This is a genomic window from Streptococcus sp. 29896 (assembly GCF_032594915.1).
In the GTDB taxonomy this organism is placed as follows: Bacteria; Bacillota; Bacilli; order Lactobacillales; family Streptococcaceae; genus Streptococcus; species Streptococcus suivaginalis.
This window is the reverse complement of the sequence record NZ_CP118733.1, coordinates 2063936-2085697: the sequence shown is the minus strand read 5'-3', so window position 1 is coordinate 2085697 and position 21762 is coordinate 2063936. Positions and strand designations below refer to the sequence as shown.

18 protein-coding genes and 1 pseudogene are annotated in these 21762 nt (G+C 43.5%); 13 read left to right on the top strand and 6 right to left on the bottom strand.

Annotated features, from left to right (window positions below):
- Positions 1-317: 317 nt before the first annotated feature.
- From PXH68_RS09560 to nrdI, 12 genes and pseudogenes are all read left to right on the top strand, one after another.
- On the top strand, positions 318-1838 hold the full coding sequence (locus PXH68_RS09560; RefSeq protein WP_248027869.1) for a flavocytochrome c: 1521 nt from the start codon (positions 318-320) through the stop codon (positions 1836-1838).
- A 264-nt stretch (positions 1839-2102) separates the two neighbouring features.
- On the top strand, positions 2103-3116 hold the full coding sequence (locus PXH68_RS09555; protein ID WP_248027867.1) for a glycosyltransferase family 2 protein: 1014 nt from the start codon (positions 2103-2105) through the stop codon (positions 3114-3116).
- A gap of 119 nt (positions 3117-3235) precedes the next feature.
- Positions 3236-3604 carry a BlaI/MecI/CopY family transcriptional regulator gene (locus PXH68_RS09550; RefSeq protein ID WP_158456187.1) on the top strand — a complete coding sequence of 123 codons (369 nt, stop codon included), beginning with the start codon at positions 3236-3238 and terminating at the stop codon, positions 3602-3604.
- A gap of 76 nt (positions 3605-3680) precedes the next feature.
- Complete coding sequence (locus PXH68_RS09545; RefSeq protein WP_316715721.1) at positions 3681-5096, top strand: M56 family metallopeptidase; 1416 nt, start codon at positions 3681-3683, stop codon at positions 5094-5096.
- A 219-nt stretch (positions 5097-5315) separates the two neighbouring features.
- Entirely contained in the window at positions 5316-5912 is a 597-nt protein-coding gene (locus PXH68_RS09540) for a PepSY domain-containing protein (protein WP_248027862.1), read from the top strand.
- Positions 5913-5942: 30 nt separating this feature from the next.
- Complete coding sequence (locus PXH68_RS09535) at positions 5943-6686, top strand: polyphosphate polymerase domain-containing protein (protein ID WP_248027860.1); 744 nt, start codon at positions 5943-5945, stop codon at positions 6684-6686.
- Entirely contained in the window at positions 6667-7353 is a 687-nt protein-coding gene (locus PXH68_RS09530; RefSeq protein ID WP_205030904.1) for a DUF4956 domain-containing protein, read from the top strand. The genes PXH68_RS09535 and PXH68_RS09530 overlap by 20 nt, the downstream gene beginning before the upstream one ends.
- Before the next feature lie 58 nt (positions 7354-7411).
- Entirely contained in the window at positions 7412-8323 is a 912-nt protein-coding gene (locus tag PXH68_RS09525) for an aldo/keto reductase (protein WP_248027858.1), read from the top strand.
- Positions 8324-8333: 10 nt separating this feature from the next.
- Positions 8334-8786 carry a GNAT family N-acetyltransferase gene (locus PXH68_RS09520; protein WP_248027856.1) on the top strand — a complete coding sequence of 151 codons (453 nt, stop codon included), beginning with the start codon at positions 8334-8336 and terminating at the stop codon, positions 8784-8786.
- A gap of 94 nt (positions 8787-8880) precedes the next feature.
- Complete coding sequence (gene aspS, locus PXH68_RS09515) at positions 8881-10632, top strand: aspartate--tRNA ligase (protein WP_248027854.1); 1752 nt, start codon at positions 8881-8883, stop codon at positions 10630-10632.
- Between the two features lie 64 nt (positions 10633-10696).
- A pseudogene (locus PXH68_RS09510) lies at positions 10697-11557 on the top strand (YitT family protein); the annotation flags it as partial.
- 76 nt (positions 11558-11633) lie between these two features.
- On the top strand, positions 11634-12098 hold the full coding sequence (gene nrdI / locus PXH68_RS09505) for a class Ib ribonucleoside-diphosphate reductase assembly flavoprotein NrdI (RefSeq protein ID WP_158456205.1): 465 nt from the start codon (positions 11634-11636) through the stop codon (positions 12096-12098).
- 115 nt (positions 12099-12213) lie between these two features.
- On the opposite strand, the gene pulA is transcribed toward nrdI, so the two are convergent.
- The 6 genes from pulA to PXH68_RS09475 all read right to left on the bottom strand — a co-directional run bounded on the left by pulA (position 12214) and on the right by PXH68_RS09475 (position 19767).
- Positions 12214-14262 (bottom strand): type I pullulanase, encoded by a 2049-nt coding sequence (gene pulA / locus PXH68_RS09500; RefSeq protein ID WP_248027852.1) that lies wholly within the window; start codon positions 14260-14262, stop codon positions 12214-12216.
- Positions 14263-14285: 23 nt separating this feature from the next.
- Positions 14286-15269, bottom strand: coding sequence for a LacI family DNA-binding transcriptional regulator (locus PXH68_RS09495; protein WP_158456209.1), 984 nt, complete (start codon positions 15267-15269; stop codon positions 14286-14288).
- 9 nt (positions 15270-15278) lie between these two features.
- Positions 15279-16010, bottom strand: a complete 732-nt coding sequence (locus tag PXH68_RS09490; RefSeq protein WP_316715719.1) for a hypothetical protein — start codon at positions 16008-16010, stop codon at positions 15279-15281.
- Positions 16011-16153: 143 nt separating this feature from the next.
- On the bottom strand, positions 16154-16996 hold the full coding sequence (locus PXH68_RS09485) for a sugar ABC transporter permease (protein WP_158456213.1): 843 nt from the start codon (positions 16994-16996) through the stop codon (positions 16154-16156).
- Between the two features lies 1 nt (position 16997).
- On the bottom strand, positions 16998-18290 hold the full coding sequence (locus tag PXH68_RS09480; RefSeq protein WP_398582982.1) for a carbohydrate ABC transporter permease: 1293 nt from the start codon (positions 18288-18290) through the stop codon (positions 16998-17000).
- A gap of 220 nt (positions 18291-18510) precedes the next feature.
- Positions 18511-19767, bottom strand: coding sequence for an extracellular solute-binding protein (locus tag PXH68_RS09475; protein ID WP_248027847.1), 1257 nt, complete (start codon positions 19765-19767; stop codon positions 18511-18513).
- A gap of 296 nt (positions 19768-20063) precedes the next feature.
- On the opposite strand from PXH68_RS09475, the gene malQ reads away from it, so the two are divergent.
- Positions 20064-21581 (top strand): 4-alpha-glucanotransferase, encoded by a 1518-nt coding sequence (gene malQ / locus PXH68_RS09470; protein ID WP_248027845.1) that lies wholly within the window; start codon positions 20064-20066, stop codon positions 21579-21581.
- Positions 21582-21762: the final 181 nt, after the last annotated feature.

The window sequence follows — 21762 nt, the reverse complement described above, 5'->3', positions numbered from 1 at the left end:
TTACTGAACTCATCTTTTTAATTCCCTTTTTAGTTACCCTTTATGTTTCCTGTACTTGTCCAAGCGTTTGATTTTTTGATAGAATAGAGATAAACTCCAGTCAAAATAACCCCTATTTGTAGGTGCTGAAACATTGTCAGATAACAAAATGCTCTAAGATTTATATCTGTTTTTTCAAACCAGTCTATCTCAGGCTGGTTTTTTTGTTGCTCCTACTATTTTGATTATTTTTGTGAAAAAGTAAACAAAACTGCTTGAAAATCGCCTCTAAATTCTGTACAATCAAGTTACATAATAATATAACAGGAGGTCTTTTTATGAAAAAAAGATACTGGTTGGGCTTGCTTCTCAGCTTTATTGGAATTGTCTTTCTAGCTGCTTGTAGCCAGACTCAGTCCGATCAATCCAGTGCCCAGTCCTCAACTTCGACTTCTTCATCCAGTAAGGAAGAAACGGTTTCTGGTGCATCAGAAAAGGTTTATACAGATCCTTCGGAACTCAAGGATAGTTACGATGTCATTGTAGTGGGCTCTGGCGGTGCAGGTATGGCAGCGGCTATTTCAGCTAAGGATGCTGGTGCAGACGTTGTGATTTTGGAAAAAATGCCCGTTATCGGGGGCAATACAGCCAAATCCTCTGCAGGGATGAATGCTTCTCAGACCAAGTTCCAAGAAGCAGAAGGCATTGCGGATAGCAACGACAAATTCTACGAAGAAACCCTCAAAGGTGGCGGTGGAACAAATGACCCAGAATTGCTTCGCTACTTAGTGGACAATTCTGCCGCTGCTATTGATTGGCTAGATGGGCTTGGGATTACTCTCAGCAATATTACGACAACTGGAGGTATGAGCGAAAAACGGACCCACCGACCAGCAGATGGCTCAGCAGTTGGCGGCTACTTGGTGAACGGCCTCTACTACAATCTTGTTGAGAGAGAAGTACCGATTTTCGTCAATGCTGAAGTAACAGATCTACAAGAAGAAGCAGGTAGCGTGACAGGTGTTGAAGTGGAGATTGCTGGCGAAAGCAAAACTATCACAGCTAAGTCAGTTGTTTTGGCAACAGGTGGCTTCGGGGCAGACCTAGACATGGTTGCCAAACTCAATCCAGCCTTGGAAGGTTACGTGACGACTAACCAGGAAGGGTCAACTGGTGATGGTATTGCTCTTGCGGAGGACAAGGGGGCAGCAACCGTTGATATGGAACAAATCCAGATTCACCCAACTGTTGAGCAAGAAACTTCCTACCTGATTACAGAAGCCGTACGTGGCGAAGGGGCTATATTGGTCAATGCCAAAGGTGAGCGCTTCGTGAATGAACTAGAAACGCGAGATAAGGTTTCCGCGGCCATTAACTCCCTAGACCCCAACTATGCCTATGTCATTTTTGACGATGCCCTCAAGGATCGTGTGAAAGCCATCGCACAGTATGAAAGCAAAGGGCTGGTAAAAACAGCTGCGACCGTAGAAGAATTAGCTAAAGAAATCGATCTTCCAGCTACTACGCTACAAGCTACCTTGGATAGCTGGAATCAAGCTGTGACAGACAAGAATGACCCAGCATTTGGCCGAAGTTCTGGTATGGACCATGCCTTGAATACAGGAGCCTATCATGCCATCAAAGTCGCACCTGGTGTTCACCACACCATGGGAGGTGTGAAGATCAACACCAATACCCAAGTGTTAAAAGCAGACGGACAAGCAATTCCTGGTTTGTACGCTGCGGGTGAAGTCACAGGCGGTGTCCATGGTAAAAACCGAATTGGTGGCAATGCAGTTGCAGATATTATCGTATTCGGACGTCAGGCTGGAGAACAAGCGGCTACATTTGCGAAATAAGAGAAAAAGACCCAGACGGGTCTTTTTTCAAGCCTTTTTTGGAAAACTGTGGAAAAGTTTCGCTATTTTTCTGGGAATTACAGGCAAACATCTCTTAAATAAGCAGTAAAAAGGGAAGGAAAGGTTTGGATTGACGGGATTTATTCTATTTGTTCACAGACTTATCCACAGGCTGTGCATAAGTAGTTTTCCTCAAAAGAAGCTGAGCCTTATTTTAAAAAATGTGATAAAATAGTAACAAATTGTGCCAAGACGGAGAGAAAGATGACCCTACTAACCATTGCTATTCCCAGCTACAACGCCCAAGATTACCTGCACTACTGCGTTCACTCGCTGGTCATCGGCGGGGATGCGGTCGAGATTTTGGTTATCAATGACGGATCGAGCGATCAGACCCAGGCCATTGCCGAGGATTTAGCGGCCCGCTACCCAAATGTGCGTGCCATTTATCAGGATAATAAGGGACATGGCGGAGCGGTCAACACAGGGATTCGTGAGGCCAAGGGACGTTATTTCAAGGTCGTGGATTCAGACGACTGGGTTGATAGCAGAGCCTATCTGAAGATTTTGGAAAAACTACAGGTCTTGGAAGCAGAACATACGCCTGTTGATGCCTTCATTTCCAACTTTGTCTATGAAAAAGAAGGCCAGTCACGGAAAAAATCCATGTCCTATCAGGATGTTCTACCAGAAAATCGCATTTTTGGCTGGGAGGATGTGGGTGCCTTCTCTAAGGGCCAGTACATGATGATGCATTCTCTTATTTACAGGACAGACTTACTACGAGAAGTGGGTCTGGTCCTGCCAGAGCATACCTTCTATGTGGATAACATTTTTGTCTTTACACCTTTACAGGCAGTTCAGACCATGTACTATCTGCCAGTGGATTTTTACCGCTACTTTATCGGACGAAATGACCAATCTGTCAACGAATCCGTCATGATCAAACGGATTGATCAGCAGATCAAAGTCAATAAAATCTTGGTGGACCAGTTGGAGCTGGACCAGTTGACCAATCCTGACTTGCGGAGCTATCTGCTCAATCATGTGGAGATTACCACCATTATCTCCTGTGCCCTGCTCAACCGTGGCGGAACAGTTGAGCATATGATGAAGAAGCAGGAACTCTGGCATTACATTCGGGACAATAATCCAGCCCTTTTCAAGATTGTTCGCAAAGGCTTGTTGGGGCAGTTGACCAATCTCTATGGCTATCCAGGTCGTAAGATCTCCAACGCCGTTTATAAGATTGCCAAACGGATTTATGGATTTAATTAAGGAATGAAGGAAGCTGAACAACTGGGCTTTCTTCTTTTATTTTTCTGGAAGCAGGTTATTTCTGTTGACAAAGAAAAACGACAAGTGTAGAATAATAAAAAGAAAAGAGGATTTCACAAATGAATGAATTGAAACGATTGCCAGATGCGGAATTTAATGTATTGCGCGTCATTTGGCATTTACCCAACCCAGTAACCTCAGCACAGATTATCGGTCATTTAGGAGAGGATAATCACTGGAAACCACAAACCCTACTGACGATTTTGGCTCGTCTGACAGAAAAGGGTTTTTTGAAGAGTGAGCGAAATGGGCGCGAGCGCCACTATACAGCGATTATTTCTGAGGAAGAATACATGGCTGTTGAAACATCAAACTTTTTAGATCGTTACCAAGGTAACTCCTTAGGAGGATTAGTGAAGACTCTCTTCTCATCGAATGCCTTGTCAGAAGATGAGTTGGATGAGCTAAGGGGATTGTTGAACAAATAGGAAAAAGAATAATTGGGGGATTATTATGGCGTCGGCACTACTGTCTTTTTTGCTGATCAGTTTATATAAATCATTTTTGATTTTATTGTTTAGTGGGCTTTTTATCGTACTGAAAAATCGTGTGTCAGCTCGGGTTCGTTACTTGACCTGGTTGGTTCTATTGGTTAGCTTGATTTTTCCTTTCCGTCCACGATTTGGACAAGGATTGGTCACGATTGAACATGGTCAGAATCTAGCGACAAGCGCAGCAAGAGGTGTTAGCCAAACAGGGACAGAAGTAGCTACCGGTCAACCTAGCCTTTGGGAACTTTTCTTGGGGTTACCATGGGTAGAACTGTTTTTGCTTGTTTGGTTGGCGGGGTTCCTAGTGGTGATTGGTCGTGCAATCTTTGCCTATGTAAAATTTCGGAATTTGTTGAAACGATGGGGAAATCCAATTGCGGATGCTCGTATTTTAGCTAATTTCCAAGCTATTAAAGCAGAATTTGGAATTCAGAAGTCGATTCGACTTTTCCATTATCCGCAGGTCTCAAGTCCGATGCTCTTTGGCTTACGCAATCCAATCATTCTTCTTCCTGCAATAGATTATACGGACGAAGAGCTTGATTTGATCTTTGAGCATGAACTAACTCATTACCGCCACCGAGATATCTATGTCAATCTCTTGGTTCTACTGGTAAAAGCTGCCCATTGGTTTAATCCGATTGTGGCCTTTGCCTGTAAGGAGGTTCAAGAAGCTGCAGAGAGCTACTGTGATCATAGTGTCCTACATGAAAGAGACCAGGCTTATCGCTCCTTCTATGGCGAGACGATAATTACCATGATTCATAAGAGTCAGCAACCGATTTTGTTGTCTAGCTGTTTTTACTCAAATAAGTTCAATCTCAAGCGTCGGATTATTGGTATTATGGATAGCCGCTTACCAAAGCCTTCTCTTGCTATTCTTGTCACTTTTGTCACTAGCTGTGCCTTGATTTTCTCGGGTTCGATATTTGTAGTGGCTATGAGTGAAACGCAATTATATCAAGCACAGGAAGCAACCTTTACACAAGAGGATGCCATTCAAATATCCCTAAGGGACCAATCTCTCGAAGCGTCAGCTGTGACTGATGTCCACGCTAGTGACCAAGGAGATTATTACCTAATTGAATTTTCCCATGAAGAGACTCTATACCGTGTTCAAGTGGATAAGGCTAGTAGGTCAATAACAAAAATAGAAAAAGAGACACTAAAGCTAGTGGCAGAGTCTTCATCTTCTTCCACCTCAACTAGTAGTAGCCAAGCGAGTCAAACTGTTTCAGAAATGAGCAGTCAGCCGACAATTGCTTCTACTACTCAAACTGTAACAACAAGTAATCAACCCCAAACAACAGTATCTACTCCTGCTTCAACAAGTAGTCAGTCCACCCCAACCCCAACCCCTATTCCCCCAGTTGAAGAACCTGATACGGATGATGTGGAAGATACTGAAACAGAGGATGTGGAGGACTAGTTTGGTTTGAGATGCTTTTTTGTAGAAGATTAGTAGGAGACTACTGATCTTTTTTATTGAAATTGAACAGACAAAAATATTTGAAGCATAAGACTTGACTTTGTAAAACGACAAGTGTAGAATATAGTTATACTACAGATGTAGAAAGTGGAGTGGGAAACCACTCTATTCTAAAAAACTACTTACTACAAATGTAGAAATAACATCTTGGAGTTCTATATGAAACACTTAAAATTACTAACATTGACAGCACTAGTCGCAACATCAGTTGGTTTGCACCAAACCGTATCTGCTGCTCAAATCAAATCAGTAGAAGCAGCAAAATCCATCGCTTTAAAGGATCTAGGTTTATCAGCCAGGCAAGTTCGCTTCAAAGAAGTTGACCTTGAAAAAGGTGTTTACGAAGTTGATTTTGTGGCCAATAATGTGGAATATGATTATGACATTGATGGAATAACAGGGAAGGTTATCAAGAAAAAGATAGAATCACAAGTCGCTAAAACCACCAGTTCCCCCAAAAATCTAGTAGTGACCCCACAGCCCCAAAATGCTTCTGCTTTGCCAACTCTTACTGTTGAGCAAGTGAAAAAACTTGTGCTGAAAGATTTAGACCAGGCAGCCAATAATGTACAATTTAAAGAAGTTGACCTTGAAAAAGGGATGTATGAAATTGAGGTTGTTACGAATAACTCCGAATTTGATTACAAGATTAACGGAATAACCGGTCAAATTATGAAGAAAAAAGTGGAAGCAAAAAAGCTGGAAATAGATAAATGTCACAAGGAGTGGGAAACCACTCTTCTCTTAACACAATAAAACGACAAATATAGAAAAAAGGAGAATAGTATGTCGAAGAAAGTAGAAACCAAATTTAAACGAATTGAAACCAAGTATATTTTAGACCGTAAGCAGCTTGCAGCAGTTTTAGATGATTTTAAAAATCATTTAGTGGAAGATGACTATCCAACCTCTACCATTTCCAATATTTATTTTGATACCCCAAGCTATCAAATGATCCAAGATTCTGCAGAGAGATTGTGGAAACGGGAAAAAATTCGGATGCGGACCTATGATGCCTATCCGACAGAAGATAGTCAGGTATTTTTAGAAATTAAGAAAAAAGAAAATGGCGTAGGATTGAAGGATCGGTTGACTTCTCGTCCAAAATCGGTTTTGGATTTTATTCATCATTCGATTGTGGATGAAACGATTACCAATCCGACACTATTGGAAACAATGGCAGAATTGCGAGCACGCTATGGAAAAATTGAGCCAATGATGTATATCTACTATGATCGTTTTTCTATGAAGGGCATTGAGGATAAGAAGGTGCGCGTGACGATTGATCAAAATATTCTATATCGTCCATACGATGTTAGCTTGTTTGCAGGAAAGTATGGTTACCCATTGTTGGATGAAAATCAGGTTATTATGGAAATCAAGGTTCCAGAAGTCTACCCAACCTGGTTACAGGCCATCATCGATAAGTATGGCTTGGAAAGAGTTTCATTTTCAAAATATGGAACAGCACACACAAAATTGGAAGAAGAGTTAGCAGAGGAGAAATTAGTTGAAAGAGCAGTTGTTTAAGAGTGTTTTTGACAGTGCTTCAGGGGTAGCCGATCCCATTCAATTAGCTCTTAGTTTAGTGGTTAGTTTAGCATTGGGGATTTTGCTAGCGCTTGTTTACAAACACAAGACCCTCTATTCAAAGGAGTTTGTCATTACCCTGACCATGTTGCCGATGTTGATGGCGATGATTATTTTTATGGTCAATGGCAATTTGGGAACCAGTGTTGCGATCGCAGGAACTTTTGGGATGATTCGTTTTCGTTCCGCAGCAGGTGGAGCTAAGGAGCTCTTATCAGTGTTTATTGCGACAGGAATTGGCTTAGCTTGTGGCATGGGTTTTTTGGTCTTAGCTGTAATTTTTACAGTCTTTGTCTGTTTTGTACTCTTGATATTGGAGAATACAAGCTTTGCAAGGGTGAGTCAAACAAGACGGCAAATTACCATACGTGTTCCCCGAGATTTGGATTACGAGCTTTTATTCGAAGCGACTTTCGTCAATGCCTGCAAGTATGTCGAGCTAGTTGGCATTAAAAACGTAAAAAAATCCAACACGTTGGAATTATCCTACAATGTTGATTTGGATGCTTCTCTAACAGACAAGCAAGTCATTGACCGTCTTTTGGCAATTAATGAAGACATTGAAATCAATATTAGCAAGCTGGCACAAAAGAAAAAAACCTTGTAAGAGATTGGCAACAATCTCTTTTTTCGTATATAATGAAGTCAGAATAGGAGGCAATCACATGCAACAATTAGGACAAACAGGATTGGAAGTATCGCGGATTGGTCTGGGCTGTATGCGAATGGCCAGCTTAAGCGAGCAAGAAACGGCTAAGGTATTAGAAACCGTGGTGGAGCAGGGAATTAACTTCTTTGACCATGCCGATATTTATGGCGGCGGTGAGTCAGAAATCCGCTTTTCTCAGGGAGCCAAGTTGGCAGGACTCAAGCGTGAGGACATGATTCTCCAGTCAAAATGCGGCATTCGTAAGGGCTATTTTGACTTTTCCAAGGATTACATCTTGGAGTCTGTGGACGGCATTCTCAAGCGGCTGGGAACGGACTATCTGGATGTTTTGGCCCTCCACCGACCAGATGCCCTTATGGAAGCAGAGGAAGTGGCAGAAGCCTTCCGTTTCTTGAAGCAATCAGGCAAGGTCCGACACTTTGGAGTCAGCAACCAGAACATATACCAAATGGAGTTGCTCCAGTCCTATCTAGACCAGCCCCTAGCGGTCAACCAACTCCAACTATCCCCTGCCCACACGCCTTTGATTGATGCGGGGCTTCACGTCAATATGAAAGATGATGCGGCGACCATGCGGGATGGCGGCCTCATCGACTACTGTCAACTAAAAAAGATTACCATTCAGGCCTGGTCTCCCTTCCTGATTGACTTGCAGCAGGGGATTTTCGCCAACCACCCTGACTATGCATCCCTTAATCAGACCCTTGGGGAAATAGCAGAGCGGTACCATGTTTCACATGAAACCATTGTCGTAGCTTGGATTTTGAGACATCCATCTAAAATTCAAACCATTGTTGGCTCTATGAATCCAGATCGCCTGAGAAAGATTGCTCAAGCAAGCCAGATTACCCTAACTAGACCAGAATGGTACGAGATTTATAGAAGTGCCGGCAACATCTTGCCATAAGGAGAAAGAAATGAAGTGGAGCTTATGTAGCTTTGACCAACTGACCTTGGACCAGCTATACGCTATCCTAGCCTTGAGAACAGATGTCTTTGTAGTGGAGCAAGCCTGCCCCTATCCAGAAATAGACGGCAAAGACCCAGCCTCTTACCACCTTTTTGCCGAAGAAGCAGGAGAAATGATCGCCTATCTCCGTATCTTGCCAGCTGGACTAAGCTATGAGGAGGCATCGATTGGGCGGGTAGTCATCAGGGGAAGTCACCGCGGAAGAGGATTGGGTAGGCCTATGATGCAAGAGGCGATTGACTATATTGTCCAAGACTTGCAAGAAAGTCAGATTAAGATCGGAGCCCAAGCCCACCTAGAAGATTTTTATCGGTCACTGGGCTTTGAGCCAGTTTCGGAAGTCTATCTGGAGGACGGCATTCCTCATCTGGATATGTTGTATGTAAAACCAGCTTTATAAGGCTGGTTTTGTAATTTTCTTGCCAAATTCCCCCAAAAATCAACCGTTTTATGATAGAATGAATGAGTATATTAAAGAGTAAAAGAGGAAGAAAATGAAACGTTCTATGTATGCAGGACGTGTTCGGACAGAGCACATCGGACAAGACATAACTTTGAAAGGTTGGGTTGGGCGTCGCCGTGACTTAGGCGGTCTGATTTTCATCGATTTACGTGATCGTGAAGGGATTATGCAGTTGGTGATTAATCCTGAGTCAGTAGATGCAGAATTGATGGCAAAAGCAGAGGGGCTTCGCTCTGAATTTGTTATTGAGGTGACAGGAACTGTTGTAGCGCGTGAGCAGGCCAATGACGCCATTCCAACAGGAGCGGTTGAGCTACAAGTAACCAGCTTGACAGTTTTGAACACGGCTAAGACAACTCCATTTGAAATCAAGGATGGCATTGAAGCCAGCGATGATACCCGTCTTCGTTACCGTTATTTGGATCTTCGCCGTCCAGAAATGCTCAACAACTTCAAATTACGTGCGGCTGTAACCCACAGCATTCGCAATTATCTGGATGACTTGGAATTTATTGATGTGGAGACGCCAATGTTGACCAAGTCAACACCAGAAGGTGCGCGTGACTACTTGGTGCCATCTCGTGTGTCCAAAGGTCATTTCTATGCCCTTCCACAGAGCCCACAGATTACCAAACAGCTCTTGATGAACGCTGGTTTTGACCGTTACTACCAAATCGTTAAGTGTTTCCGTGATGAGGACTTGCGTGGGGACCGTCAACCTGAGTTTACACAGGTGGACTTGGAAACCTCATTCTTGAATGAAGTTGAAATCCAAGATATCGTAGAAGGCTTGATTGCTAAGGTCTTGAAAGATACCAAAGGAATCGATGTGACCTTGCCATTCCCTCGTATGGGCTATGATTATGCTATGAACTTCTACGGTTCAGATAAACCAGATACTCGTTTTGAAATGCTTTTACAAGACTTGACAGAACTTGTCAAGGAAGTTGACTTCAAAGTCTTCTCAGAAGCACCAGTTGTTAAAGCCATTGTGGTCAAGGGTGCGGCGGATAGCTACTCACGTAAAGACATTGATAAATTAACAGAATACGCCAAACAATTTGGTGCCAAGGGACTTGCTTGGGTTAAAGTAGACAAGGGAGAATTAGCGGGTCCAGTTGCTAAGTTCTTGACAGGTATTACAGATAAGTTGACAGCAAGTTTACAACTTGAAGATAAGGACCTGGTTCTCTTTGTGGCGGATGAATTGGAAGTAGCCAATAATACCCTGGGAGCTTTGCGTAACCGCTTGGCAAAAGAGCAAGGTTTGATTGACGAAAGCAAGTTTAACTTCCTTTGGATTGTAGACTGGCCAATGTTCGAGTGGTCTGAAGAGGAAGGTCGCTACATGAGTGCACACCACCCGTTCACCTTGCCGACGGAAGAAACAGCTCATCATTTGGATGGTGATTTGGCGCAGGTACGTGCAGTTGCCTACGATATTGTTTTGAATGGTTATGAATTGGGTGGCGGTAGCCTTCGTATCAACCAAAAAGACATGCAAGAGCGGATGTTCAAGGCACTTGGTTTCTCAGCTGAGGATGCCCATGAACAGTTTGGTTTCCTGTTGGAAGCTATGGACTACGGTTTCCCACCACACGGAGGTTTGGCAATCGGCTTGGACCGCTTTGTCATGCTCTTGGCTGGTGAGGACAATATCCGTGAAGTTATTGCCTTTCCGAAGAACAACAAGGCGTCTGATCCGATGACCCAGGCTCCAAGTACAGTTGCCTTAGCTCAATTAGAGGAATTAGCATTACAGATTGAACTTGAAAATGAATAGATTTTTCAGAAAACAACGAGTTGTTTTTTTGAGGATGGCTAGAAAGAACAAGTTCTGGTCGATTCTATCAGGAATCTCCAAAGAACGCTATGCGGAACGGATATCGGGGTCCATTATATATGGACTCCTATCTAGTATTGCGGTCAATTTCTTTTTTCGGCCAGGACAGGTGTATTCCTCAGGCGTAACAGGATTGGCTCAGATTGTTTCTGCTCTGGCTGAAACCTATGCCAACCTGGACCTTCCCATTGCCTTGGTCTACTACGGGCTCAATATTCCACTTTTGATCCTGGCTTGGCGAAAGATTGGCTACAAGTTTACCATTTTTACCTTTATCACCGTTACCTTTAGCTCGCTCTTTATCCAGTTCATGCCCCATGTGACCTTGACAACGGATCCCTTGGTCAATGCAATTTTCGGGGGGCTGATGTTGGGGACTGGGATTGGATTTGCCCTGCGGAATAACGTGTCTAGCGGTGGCACGGACATCGTGTCCATTTTGATACGGAAGAAGACGGGACGTCAAGTTGGCTCCATTTCCTTGATTGTCAACATTATGATTATGTTGATTGCAGGGATGACCTTTGGCTGGCAATATGCCCTATATTCAATGGTTGCGCTGTTTATCTCCAGTCGGATGACAGATGCTATCTTTGTCAAACAAAAGCGGATGCAGGCCATGATTATCACCAATCAGCCTGATCGGGTCATTAAAAAGATTCACAAGAAACTCAATCGTGGTGTGACCATTATCAACGGTGCAGAAGGAGCTTATAATCATGAGCAAAAAACCATTCTCATCACCATTATCACCCGTGCCGAGTTTAACGATTTCAAGCAGATTATGAAAAAGGCCGATCCCAAAGCCTTTGTATCTGTCGCAGATAATGTCAACATCATTGGACATTTCGTGGAAAGTGACTAATTGACAAAACACTACATATAGGAGTACAATAGTATTCGTATTCTATATGTAGTGTTTTTCTTTGGAGAGGAGACTTATGAAACCGACCATTTACCTCGTCTATATTAGCTTGAGTGGCAATACAGAAAGTTTTGTCAAACGCCTGAAAGGCTTTTTCCAATTCCAGACCGACTGGCAGGTGGAGCCCGTTCATGTCAAGGACCTGGTTAAGCAGGACATTCCCTTTTACCAGCTGGATGCTCCTTTTGTCGCCTTTCTTCCCACCTATCTGGAAGGCGGAAACGGTGTGGATAACGGAGATGTGGAGATTCTGACCAATCCCCTGGGCGATTTTATCGCTTTTGGGGACAATGCAGAGCTCTGTCTGGGAGTTGTGGGATCGGGCAATCGCAATTTCAACAACCAATATTGCTTGACTGCTAAGCAATATGCCGAGCGATTTGGCTTTCCTGTGATTGATAACTTCGAACTCCGTGGCCTTCAAAATGATATTGAACGAATCGGTCATAAGATTATAGCCCTCATGGAAGAAAAAGCATAGACGCAAAAAACTCACCGAGTAATCGGTGAGTTTTTAAGGAGATTATGAAAAATATTTAGGATTGACTATAGTATAACCAATCTCGCTCTCCATTTCCTCCGTCTCAAGTCCTATTTTAGCCATTTAAGACACAAATACTTTGTCCGGCAATGGTCAGGATTTGTTGGTCTGGATCATCTACAGCAGGGTAATTGAAGAGGACAGCCTTGTCTTCTTCTTTTTCATAGGTAAAATCGCTTGTAGCAAAGTTGATGATAAATTGGAGAACACCATCTGCTGTCTTGATCTGATAGCGGAGGACAAATTCTGTTAACCAGTAGAAATCACAGCTTCTCTCAATGGTCGTATAAGATGCTTGACTGAGTTCAGGGTACTGCTTGCGAAGAGCAATCAAGGCGCGGATGAACTGGATATGCTCTTGATAATGAACAGCACGGGTCCAGTCCAGGTGGTTAATGGCATCGGTGACATTGTAGGTATTGTCAATCTCATCTTTTGTCCGGAAGAACTCCTGTCCAGCATGGATAAAGGCCAAACCTTGCGAAATCAAGACAAGTTGCAGACCAAAGCTGGCAGCCCGTTTTTGCTGCTGCGGTGTCCAGTCAGGGTTTTCAATATGGAGATAATCAAAGACAGTCGCATTGTCATGGCACTCCAGATAGTTGACAGACTGGTCAGGCGACAGGAAGTGGCTGTAATGGCTACCTGCCAGCAGATGCTGGATTTTCTCATGCAAGTTCTTTTCTACCAGACGTTGCGGGTTGAGCAGGAGCTTCTTGAAGGTATCGCGGTAGTCATCATTGAAGAAACCAAGGTCTTCCATTTGACCAGCATTATACTGATGAGCTAGCAGGTCAAAGTCCAAACCAGTCCCCATTTTCCAACCTTCACCGTAGAGGTAGATGTTTGGGTGAAGTTCTTTGAGTTCCGCCGCAATCTCATTCATGGTCTGGATATCCAGGATACCCATGAGGTCAAAGCGGAAGCCGTCAAAACCATAGAGGCTGGTCCATTGACGGAGGGACTGCTTGATATAGTTGCGGACCATGCTTCGTTCGCTGGCGACATCGTTGCCACAGAAGGTTCCGTCCGTCCGGAAACCGTCTTGGTTGTAACGGTAGAAATAGCCGGGAACAATGCGTTCAAAGGCATATTCTTCTGCATGATACACGTGGTTGTAAACCACATCCATGATGACAGAAATATCCGCATCATGATAGGCCTGAATGGCAGTTTGTAATTCGCGAATGCGGGCATAGGGATCGTTTGGCTGGCTGGAGAAAGATCCTTCAGGAACATTGTACTGAACAGGGTCATAGCCCCAGTTGTAAACAGCTTGGGGTTTATTTTCATCCACACTACCAAAGTCATAAAGAGGCAGGAGTTGGATATGAGTTACACCCAGCTGTTTGATATAGTCCATGCCCAGTTTCATACCGTCTAGGACAGGTGATTCGGTCAAGCCAGCAAATTGACTGCGGTGTTGGAAACCAGCCTCTCTTTGTTGTGAAAAGTCTCGGACGCTCATTTCATAAACAATGGCTTGGGACATCGGAAGCTGTGTTTTTGCCCGACTTGGTTTAGCCAGTTTTTTGAGATCGATGATGTAGGAATCACCAGAATTGACTTTGGAAGATAGAGCATAAGGGTCGTGGACAGAAAGCCATTGGCCGTTGACCTTGTGGAGATAGTGGTAGGACTTGCCTTCCAAATCCCCTGTCACCTGCGCCTGCCAGACACCTTTTTCTGTCAGGGTCATGGCATGGGGCTGGCCCTCCACCACGACAAAGACAGCCTTGGAAATCGGACCCCAGAACTTGAAGGAGGTTTCTTGGGCAGTGTAGCTAGCTCCTAGGTCATTGCCTGAATAGGTAAAGGTCTTTTCAAATAAAGTAGAGCGGACAATAGCCCCATAGCCCAATTCCACAGCATTGCGGTCTTGGTCGTAGAGAGTATAATTCTCTTGAAGATTGAGGGCGTGAAGGCTGGTCAGATAGTAAATAACCTGCTGGTCATCTTCCAATCGGGAGTGGATAAAGAGATCTACATGTGATTTGGAATTTTCCAAAGAGAAGGACATGGAATCAGAGTCGAAACGCTTTTCCATCACCAAACGGATGCTTGCAACATCCTCTAGATATGCTTGAAATACACGAAGTGCCATGAGCCAAAAGGCTCCTTTCTAAGTTAGAGTTCAGTAATAGTATGTGGAATCACACGACGGTAGCAGACTTGCTTATTTTCTTTGCTATCGTTGATGATTTGGTGGAGAGTATTAAAGGCTACCCGGCCCAATTTAATGGCATGGACATCGACGTAGGCATCGATTGCTAGTTTTGGTTTGACAGAGTCAAAGGAAATAATGGGCAGTTTTACGCCGATTTCTGTGAGATATTGGACAATCCCTTCTGCAACAGAGGTATCGGTGGTCACAATAGCATCCGGTTTTTGCTTGATGAGCTTCCGTGTGATTTTATAGGCGCTATCTTCCAACAAGAAACCAGAGGTAAACTTGACCTTGTTTTCATCCAAGGGGATATTGTGGGCCTTGAGGGCATTTTTATAGCCTTGATAACGGTCTTGTGATACAACTAATTCTTTGTTACCTGCCACAAATGCGATATTTTGAAAACCTTTGTTGATGAAGTAGGTCGTCGCCTCGAATCCTGCTTGAATATTGTCATTATCGACTAAGGAAACAAACGGAGAAGAAGCCTTCCCTAGAATTAAGAAGGGGAAGTTATGCTGAATCGCCAGTTGTACAAGAGGATCATCCGGCTTGGAATAGAGAAAAATCAGCCCGTCAACACGCTTACCGTAGACCATTTGAGAAATAGCTTCTAGGCGCTGCTCTTCGTCCTTACCAGTACTGATCTGGATGGCGTAGTTGTAATCTGCAGCGACCTGAGAGATTCCTCGCAAGGCAGTTGGGAAGAAGGGGTTCTGGTAGAAAATATCCGAATCATCTGGCAAGACAAGGCCGATGACTTGAGTATAACTAGATACCAGACTCCTGGCATTGAGGTTGGGGTGGTAATTGAGTTCCTGCATGGCCTTGCGGACATGGTCCTTTGTTTTTTGGCTGATAGCAGGGCTGTTTTGAATGACCCGTGTTACGGTAGAAGGGGAGACTCCCGCCAATTTGGCAACATCTTTAATTGTTGCGCGCATAAAAACCTCCTAAACTTGATCTCTGAATTTTGTTTTGAAAAAGACCCAAATCAATACCAGAACAAAACAAATGTTTTGCAGGGTTAAGACGGTCGTGACAGCTTGTCCGAAAATCCCCACTAAACAAGCCAATAAGGTTGGCAAACCAAGGCAGTTTAGGCTGAGATTGTAAGCTTCTCGGAAAGAACCGATATGGAAAAAACGTGATTTTTTGGTCAGATAGAGGAATACGCTCGCACCGACAAGGATGAAGAGGAAATTGGTAGCCAATATCGAGGCAGATAGCAGGGTGATGGACAGACTAATTAGTAAAGGATACTCTTGAAACCAAGCCTTTGAGAGGCTAGCTGTCAGTTTTTCCTTACTATCGAAACTGCTGGCTGTGAACACTTGGTAGGGCAATTCTGCAAGAACATCTGTGCCACTACGAATGATTACCTTCTGTTTGCCGAATTGGTAGGTAAAACCACTAGCAGTGCTGACTTGCTCCCCGAATGTGACACTATCTGTCACACCTTGTCCTGTATAGGTTAATTCCTGATTGGTGAGTTGGGCATGCTCCTTAAGGTCTGCGACAACTGCTTCTGTAAGTGGTGTATAGACACCCTGAACAAAATTTTCCATAGGATAGGTGTCCCAAGAAAGAGGTTGCAAGGAGGCAGGAATGACCAAGAGAGCGATTAGAAAAATAGTCGTAAATAGCCCTTGCCAGACAGTCATTAGCCGGCGATTGGCAAACATCTTTCGAGGCTGGAAGATACTAGCAAAGTAGGAAAAGGGGTAAGGGAACATAAGCACCTTTCTCAATCATGTGGGGCGCTACTCTTATACAACAGTAAAAAACAACATATCAAGAGTAGGAAAAGGGAAAAGGTGGGACAAGGTTACCCCTTGTCGCCACCACTTGTTAAACCAGATACAAAGTTCTTTTGTAGGAAGAAGAACAAGATACAGATCGGAAGGGCAATCAGAATCGCACCTGCTGAGAAATAAGCAATCTTCAAGTTTTTCACATCACTAATGAAGGTTTGCAAACCAACAGCAACTGTATAGAATTCTTTTTCACGAAGCAAGAATTTTGATAGGATGTAATCTCCAAATGGTCCCATGAAAGCCCAAAGCGCCTGTACCGCAATCATTGGGCGAACAAGAGGAAGAACGATTTGCCAGAAACGTCTGAAGTGACCAGCACCATCGAGTTTTGCAGATTCATCGAGGGAAATTGGCACCGTATCGAAGTAACCTTTCATGAGCCAAGCGTTCATTGGGATACCACCACCGACATAGAGGAAGATGAGGAACCAGCTTTGGTTGAGCGCGTTGAGCATGAGGGCCATAACGAAGAAGGCAGTAAGAGCCGCCATGGTTGGCACCATTTGAATAATCAAGAAGAAGACCAAACTTTGCTTACGAGCCAAGAAGTTATAGCGGCTATAAGCATAACCGGCCAAGACCACAATGCTGGTTTGAACCGCCATGGTCACGAGGGCAATAATCAAGGTATTGAGGTACCAAGTGCCGTAAAGAGTTTCGCTAAAAAGTTTGCTGAAGTTTTCAAGGGTAAAGTTAACAGAACTATCTAACTTGAAGGCCACCACATTCCCTGTCTTGAAGGCTGAAAGAATCGTAATCAAGAGTGGGTAGATGATGATGACTGAGAGGGTAATCAAGTAGAGATAGGTCAAGGTCTGGTTGAGACGACGTCTAAATTTCACAGATAATTTCATCCTACACGTCCTCCATTTCAAAGGCATTTAATTTCTTAAAGGCAATCATAGAGATACTGATGACAATCATAGAGATAATCAAGGTTACCGCTGCAGCCATTGAATACTGAGGTGCAGTACCTGTTGTCAATTTATAAATCCATGAAATCAAGATATCAGTTGAACCAGCTCCCCCACCGACGCTACCAGGTCCACCGTTGTTGAAGAGGTAGATGATAGAGAAGTTGTTGAAGTTGAAGGTGTATTGACTGATAAGAGTTGGTGCAGCTACAGCCAAAATCATTGGCAAGGTGATGCTACGGAATTTTTGAATCGGTCCCGCACCATCGATATAAGCTGCTTCATACAAGTCGTTTGGAATAGACTGCAAAATACCCAAGGTCAATACGTAAATATAAGGGAAACCAAGCCAAGCCTGCATCATGATGAGGGCAACTTTTGTCCAGAATGGATCTGTCTTCCAAGGGATGAGGAAGTTATCAATAAATGGCAAGAACTTACTCAAAAATGGCAAGACTTGTGTGTTAATCGCGCCGACACTATCGTTAAACATGTTACTGAAAGTCAAGATAGTTACGAAGGCTGGTACAGCCCAAGGGAGCAAGAAGATAACACCGAAGATTCGTTTGCCCTTGATAAATGGCTGGTTGGCAATAATAGCCGTTAAAATACCGATGACAATTTGAGCGGTTGAAGCAGACAAGGCCCAGATAATTGTCCAAGATAGAACAGAGCCAAAGGCTGCACGGAAAGTGCTCAATTTCCAGATATTGGTAAAGTTGGTCAAACCAATCCAATCCAAGAGTTTTCCAGGAGGAAGATGTTGGAAATCGTAGTTGGTAAAGGCGATAAAGAGCGTTACGACAACAGGGAAGATAATCGCAAAGGTCATGGCAATGTAAGAAGGGATAATCAAAAGATATGGGAAGCCATTCTCATAGATACCTTTGACCATGTCGTTAAAGCTAGTAGCAACTGGGAAGCCGTTATTCCAACGCTTGGCTGTATCGTGTGCATCTTTCAAATTCAGAGCATAGAAAGCGAGGTACACGACGGTGATAATCAAGTGGAAGGAACCACGGATCAACATAAAGAGGGAATTGTCACGGCCACGCATGTCTCCCAAGGTAATCAAATTGCCCAGCTCACCTGCAGCAATCGTTACAAAGTAGAGAAGGAAAGCGATGGTGACACCCAAGAAAATGAACCCTTTGGCCTTCTGTTTGTTATAGATTTGTCCAAGTCCGGGAATAAGGGACAGGAGCAGGGCCTTACCTGGATTTTGTTTTGTCATCATAAAACTCCTTTTTTTGAAATGATCTGGAAAAAAACTTCAAGAAAGTCTTGCCAAATCAGCGCTAGTCAACAGAATTGTTCGGAAACTTCCTCTGTCTATTATAGCAAAATCTGTCTTATAAATAAAGGGGACTGGTCCTATCCAGCCCCGCTTCATTTACCATTTTTACTCGATGAATCTCCAGATGATTGGCAATCATCTGTGATATTAGTGAGTATTATTCACCGTATTTTTGTGCAATGGTATCTTTGATCAATGCAACTGCGTCGCTAGCAGCAGTTTTAGCGTCTTTCGCACCGCTAGCTGCTTCGAAGAGCATGTTACCAGCTGGTTCCCAAACTGTGCTCATTTCAGAAATGTTTGGCATTGGTTGTGCGTTTGCAAATTGATCGATAACAGCTGTTGTCAACTCATCGTTTTTGCTTACTGCATATTTACGAGCTTCTGTGTTAGCAGGAACTTCGTTTGTTGCGTCGTACAATGCTTGTTGTTGTTCTGTTGAAGTCAAGTAGTCAACGAATTTTTGAGCCATTTCAGGGTTTTGTGAACCTGCTGGGATAACCCAAGCCTTACCACCACCGAATGCTTCATAAGCGTTTCCGTTTGGAAGAGTAGGAATCATTGCAACACCGTAGTTCACGCCTGCATCTTTGTAAGACGCAGCTTTCCATGGACCTTCGATGATTGCAGCAGCCTTACCTTCAGTAAATTGTGTGTTGATCAAGTTGTTAGCAGCTGTGCCGTCTTGGAGACCTTGAGGCCATTTTTCATACCAAGTTTTTGCATATTCAATCGCTTGAACTGCACCTTCGTTTGCAAGACCGATATCAGATGGATCTGTACCGTTTTCACCAAATACATAACCACCGTAACCAGCTAGGAGACCGTAAGTGTAGTAGAAGTTTGTCCAGTCAGCAAGGAAGGCAGTTGTTTTACCACTTTCGCCCTCAAAAGCGTACTTGCTATCTTTTGCCAATGTTTCCAATTCAGCAAATGTCTTAGGAGCTTCTGTAATCAAGTCTTTGTTGTAGTAGAGAACAAGAGTTTCGATAACTGCTGGTGAACCATAGACTTTACCATCGTTTGTAACAAGAGCAGTTGTTGTTTCATCAACCATGCTTGTTTCAGCAAGTGTTACTTCGTTCAATTGTCCTTCTGCGCCAAGGCTACCTACTCGGTCGTATGGTGCCATCATCACGTCTGGAGCTGAACCAGATTGGTTGTCGAGTGACAAGTTGTCCAAACCAGTCAAGGCGTCACCAGTTTTAACGGTTACATCAACGCCATTTTCTTCTTCAAATGTTGTTGCAGCAGCCTCAACATAATCTTTGTAGCCTTCATCAACGTAAATCGTTAATGTTTGAGCCTCTTCTGTAGTTGACTCAGATGAGCTAGATGATGAAGAAGAGCATGCAGCAAGAACAGCAGTAGATGCAGCAAGAAGAGCAGCGCTCTTGAGCAATTTGTGTTTCATGGGATTTCCTCCAAGAATAAAATTTGATGATCTTCGTTCACTAACGCAAACGTTTTCTTAACTTGACATCATTATACACCAAAATGTATCCGCTTGCAAGCGTTTTTAAAAAAATTTTAAAAAAATTTTTTAAGGAGATACTAATTTAGGTGTAATATATAGAAGAAAGTTATCCTTTCGTTTTATTTTCAGGAAAAAATGGCAATTTTCCCTTGATTTGTTAGCGCTGTCATTATATAATGAAAAAGCGGAAACGTTTGCGCTTTCTTGTGCGCAAATACAAAAGGAGAATGCCTATGAAAAAGAGACAAAGTGGCGTATTAATGCACATCTCATCCTTGCCAGGAGGTTACGGAATCGGAAGCCTTGGTCAGGTTGCTTATCAATTTGTAGATTTTTTAGAACGAACCAAGCAACGGTATTGGCAAATTTTGCCTTTGGGACCAACAAGTTACGGAGACTCGCCGTATCAGTCCTTTTCTGCTTTTGCAGGAAACACACATTTTATTGATTTGGATGCCTTGATTGAAAAAGGTTGGATTTCCAATGAAGATTTGGTTGGTGTGGATTTTGGCCAAAATGAGGTAGAGGTCGATTATGCCAAATTGTTTGAGAATCGTCGCCCTATTTTAGAAAAGGCAGTGCAGAGGATGAAGGCGGAAGGACTGCCGGCTGACTATTGGTCTTTTGCAGAGGAAAATGGTTTTTGGTTGCATACCTTTGCGGAGTACATGGCGATCAAGGAGTATTTTGACCTCAAACCTTGGACGGAGTGGGAAGACCAGGGGGCTCGCCTACGATACCACGATACTCTAGAGTATTACCGTCATCTTTTGGCGGACCAGATGGATTATCACCGCATCACCCAGTTTTTGTTCTTCAGCCAGTGGCATGCTTTGAAGGCTTACGCCAATGCCAAAGGGATCGAGTTTGTTGGGGATATGCCAATCTATATTGCGGCTGATTCAGCTGATATGTGGGCCAACCCACACTTCTTCAAGACAGATGAAGAAGGTAGACCGAGCGTGGTTGCAGGATGCCCACCAGATGCCTTTTCCGAAATCGGCCAGCTTTGGGGCAATCCTATCTATGATTGGGAAGCCATGAAGCAGGACGGCTTTACTTGGTGGGTGGCTCGCTTGCGAGAATCCTTCAAGATTTATGACATGGTACGTATCGACCACTTTATCGGCTTTGCCTCTTTCTGGGAAATTCCAGCAGGCGAAGAGACAGCTGTCAATGGCTATCGTGTAGAAGCGCCTGGCTTTGAGTTATTTGAGACCATCAAGCGGGAGTTGGGTGATTTGAACATTATCGCTGAAGATTTGGGTTCTGTAACTGATAAGGTTATTCAGTTGCGTGAAACAACCGGCTTCCCTGGTATGAAAGTGCTCCAGTTTGCATTTGATCCAGAAGGGGACAGTATCGAAATGCCGCACAATCACCGTAACAATGTTGTGGCCTATACAGGTACCCATGATAACGATACAATTTTAGGTTGGTACCAATCAGATACTAGTCCAGCATCACGCGCATTTCTGGACCGTTATAGCAATCGAACAGAAGGTGAAACGGTTAACCACGCTCTCTTCCGACTTCTCTTTGGCTCCCCAGCCTTTATGACAGTAGTAACCATGCAGGATTTGCTGCATTTGGATGGTGCTGCGAGAATGAATTTACCAAATACCTTGGGAGGAAACTGGGCTTGGAGAATGACTGCTGAACAGTTGACATCAGAGGTTGAATCTATGTTGTTAGATCTGACGACAATCTACCGACGCGAAAATGTGAAGATAGCAGAAAAGTTGTCCTAGAGCTATTTTGTGTCGTTATAGTGCTATTTCTTGACCAATTTTTTGTAAAAGTGTATACTGGATATATCCAGTATTTGTTGTTCAAAACAAATACATGAATGGAATCTTTTTTAGAAAAAACGTGAAAAACCGGTTTTCCTAAAAATGGTTCCGGATATAAAGGTATTCGTTAGAGTTCCTT

What these genes read in the sequence shown, in the direction of transcription:
- PXH68_RS09560 (WP_248027869.1), top strand. Translation starts at nt 318, where the DNA reads ATGAAAAAAAGATACTGGTTGGGCTTGCTTCTCAGCTTTATTGGAATT.
- PXH68_RS09555 (WP_248027867.1), top strand. Translation starts at nt 2,103, where the DNA reads ATGACCCTACTAACCATTGCTATTCCCAGCTACAACGCCCAAGATTAC.
- PXH68_RS09550 (WP_158456187.1), top strand. Translation starts at nt 3,236, where the DNA reads ATGAATGAATTGAAACGATTGCCAGATGCGGAATTTAATGTATTGCGC.
- PXH68_RS09540 (WP_248027862.1), top strand. Translation starts at nt 5,316, where the DNA reads ATGAAACACTTAAAATTACTAACATTGACAGCACTAGTCGCAACATCA.
- PXH68_RS09535 (WP_248027860.1), top strand. Translation starts at nt 5,943, where the DNA reads ATGTCGAAGAAAGTAGAAACCAAATTTAAACGAATTGAAACCAAGTAT.
- PXH68_RS09525 (WP_248027858.1), top strand. Translation starts at nt 7,412, where the DNA reads ATGCAACAATTAGGACAAACAGGATTGGAAGTATCGCGGATTGGTCTG.
- PXH68_RS09520 (WP_248027856.1), top strand. Translation starts at nt 8,334, where the DNA reads ATGAAGTGGAGCTTATGTAGCTTTGACCAACTGACCTTGGACCAGCTA.
- aspS (WP_248027854.1), top strand. Translation starts at nt 8,881, where the DNA reads ATGAAACGTTCTATGTATGCAGGACGTGTTCGGACAGAGCACATCGGA.
- nrdI (WP_158456205.1), top strand. Translation starts at nt 11,634, where the DNA reads ATGAAACCGACCATTTACCTCGTCTATATTAGCTTGAGTGGCAATACA.
- pulA (WP_248027852.1), bottom strand. Translation starts at nt 14,262, where the DNA reads ATGGCACTTCGTGTATTTCAAGCATATCTAGAGGATGTTGCAAGCATC.
- PXH68_RS09495 (WP_158456209.1), bottom strand. Translation starts at nt 15,269, where the DNA reads ATGCGCGCAACAATTAAAGATGTTGCCAAATTGGCGGGAGTCTCCCCT.
- PXH68_RS09490 (WP_316715719.1), bottom strand. Translation starts at nt 16,010, where the DNA reads ATGTTTGCCAATCGCCGGCTAATGACTGTCTGGCAAGGGCTATTTACG.
- PXH68_RS09485 (WP_158456213.1), bottom strand. Translation starts at nt 16,996, where the DNA reads ATGAAATTATCTGTGAAATTTAGACGTCGTCTCAACCAGACCTTGACC.
- PXH68_RS09480 (WP_398582982.1), bottom strand. Translation starts at nt 18,290, where the DNA reads ATGACAAAACAAAATCCAGGTAAGGCCCTGCTCCTGTCCCTTATTCCC.
- PXH68_RS09475 (WP_248027847.1), bottom strand. Translation starts at nt 19,767, where the DNA reads ATGAAACACAAATTGCTCAAGAGCGCTGCTCTTCTTGCTGCATCTACT.
- malQ (WP_248027845.1), top strand. Translation starts at nt 20,064, where the DNA reads ATGAAAAAGAGACAAAGTGGCGTATTAATGCACATCTCATCCTTGCCA.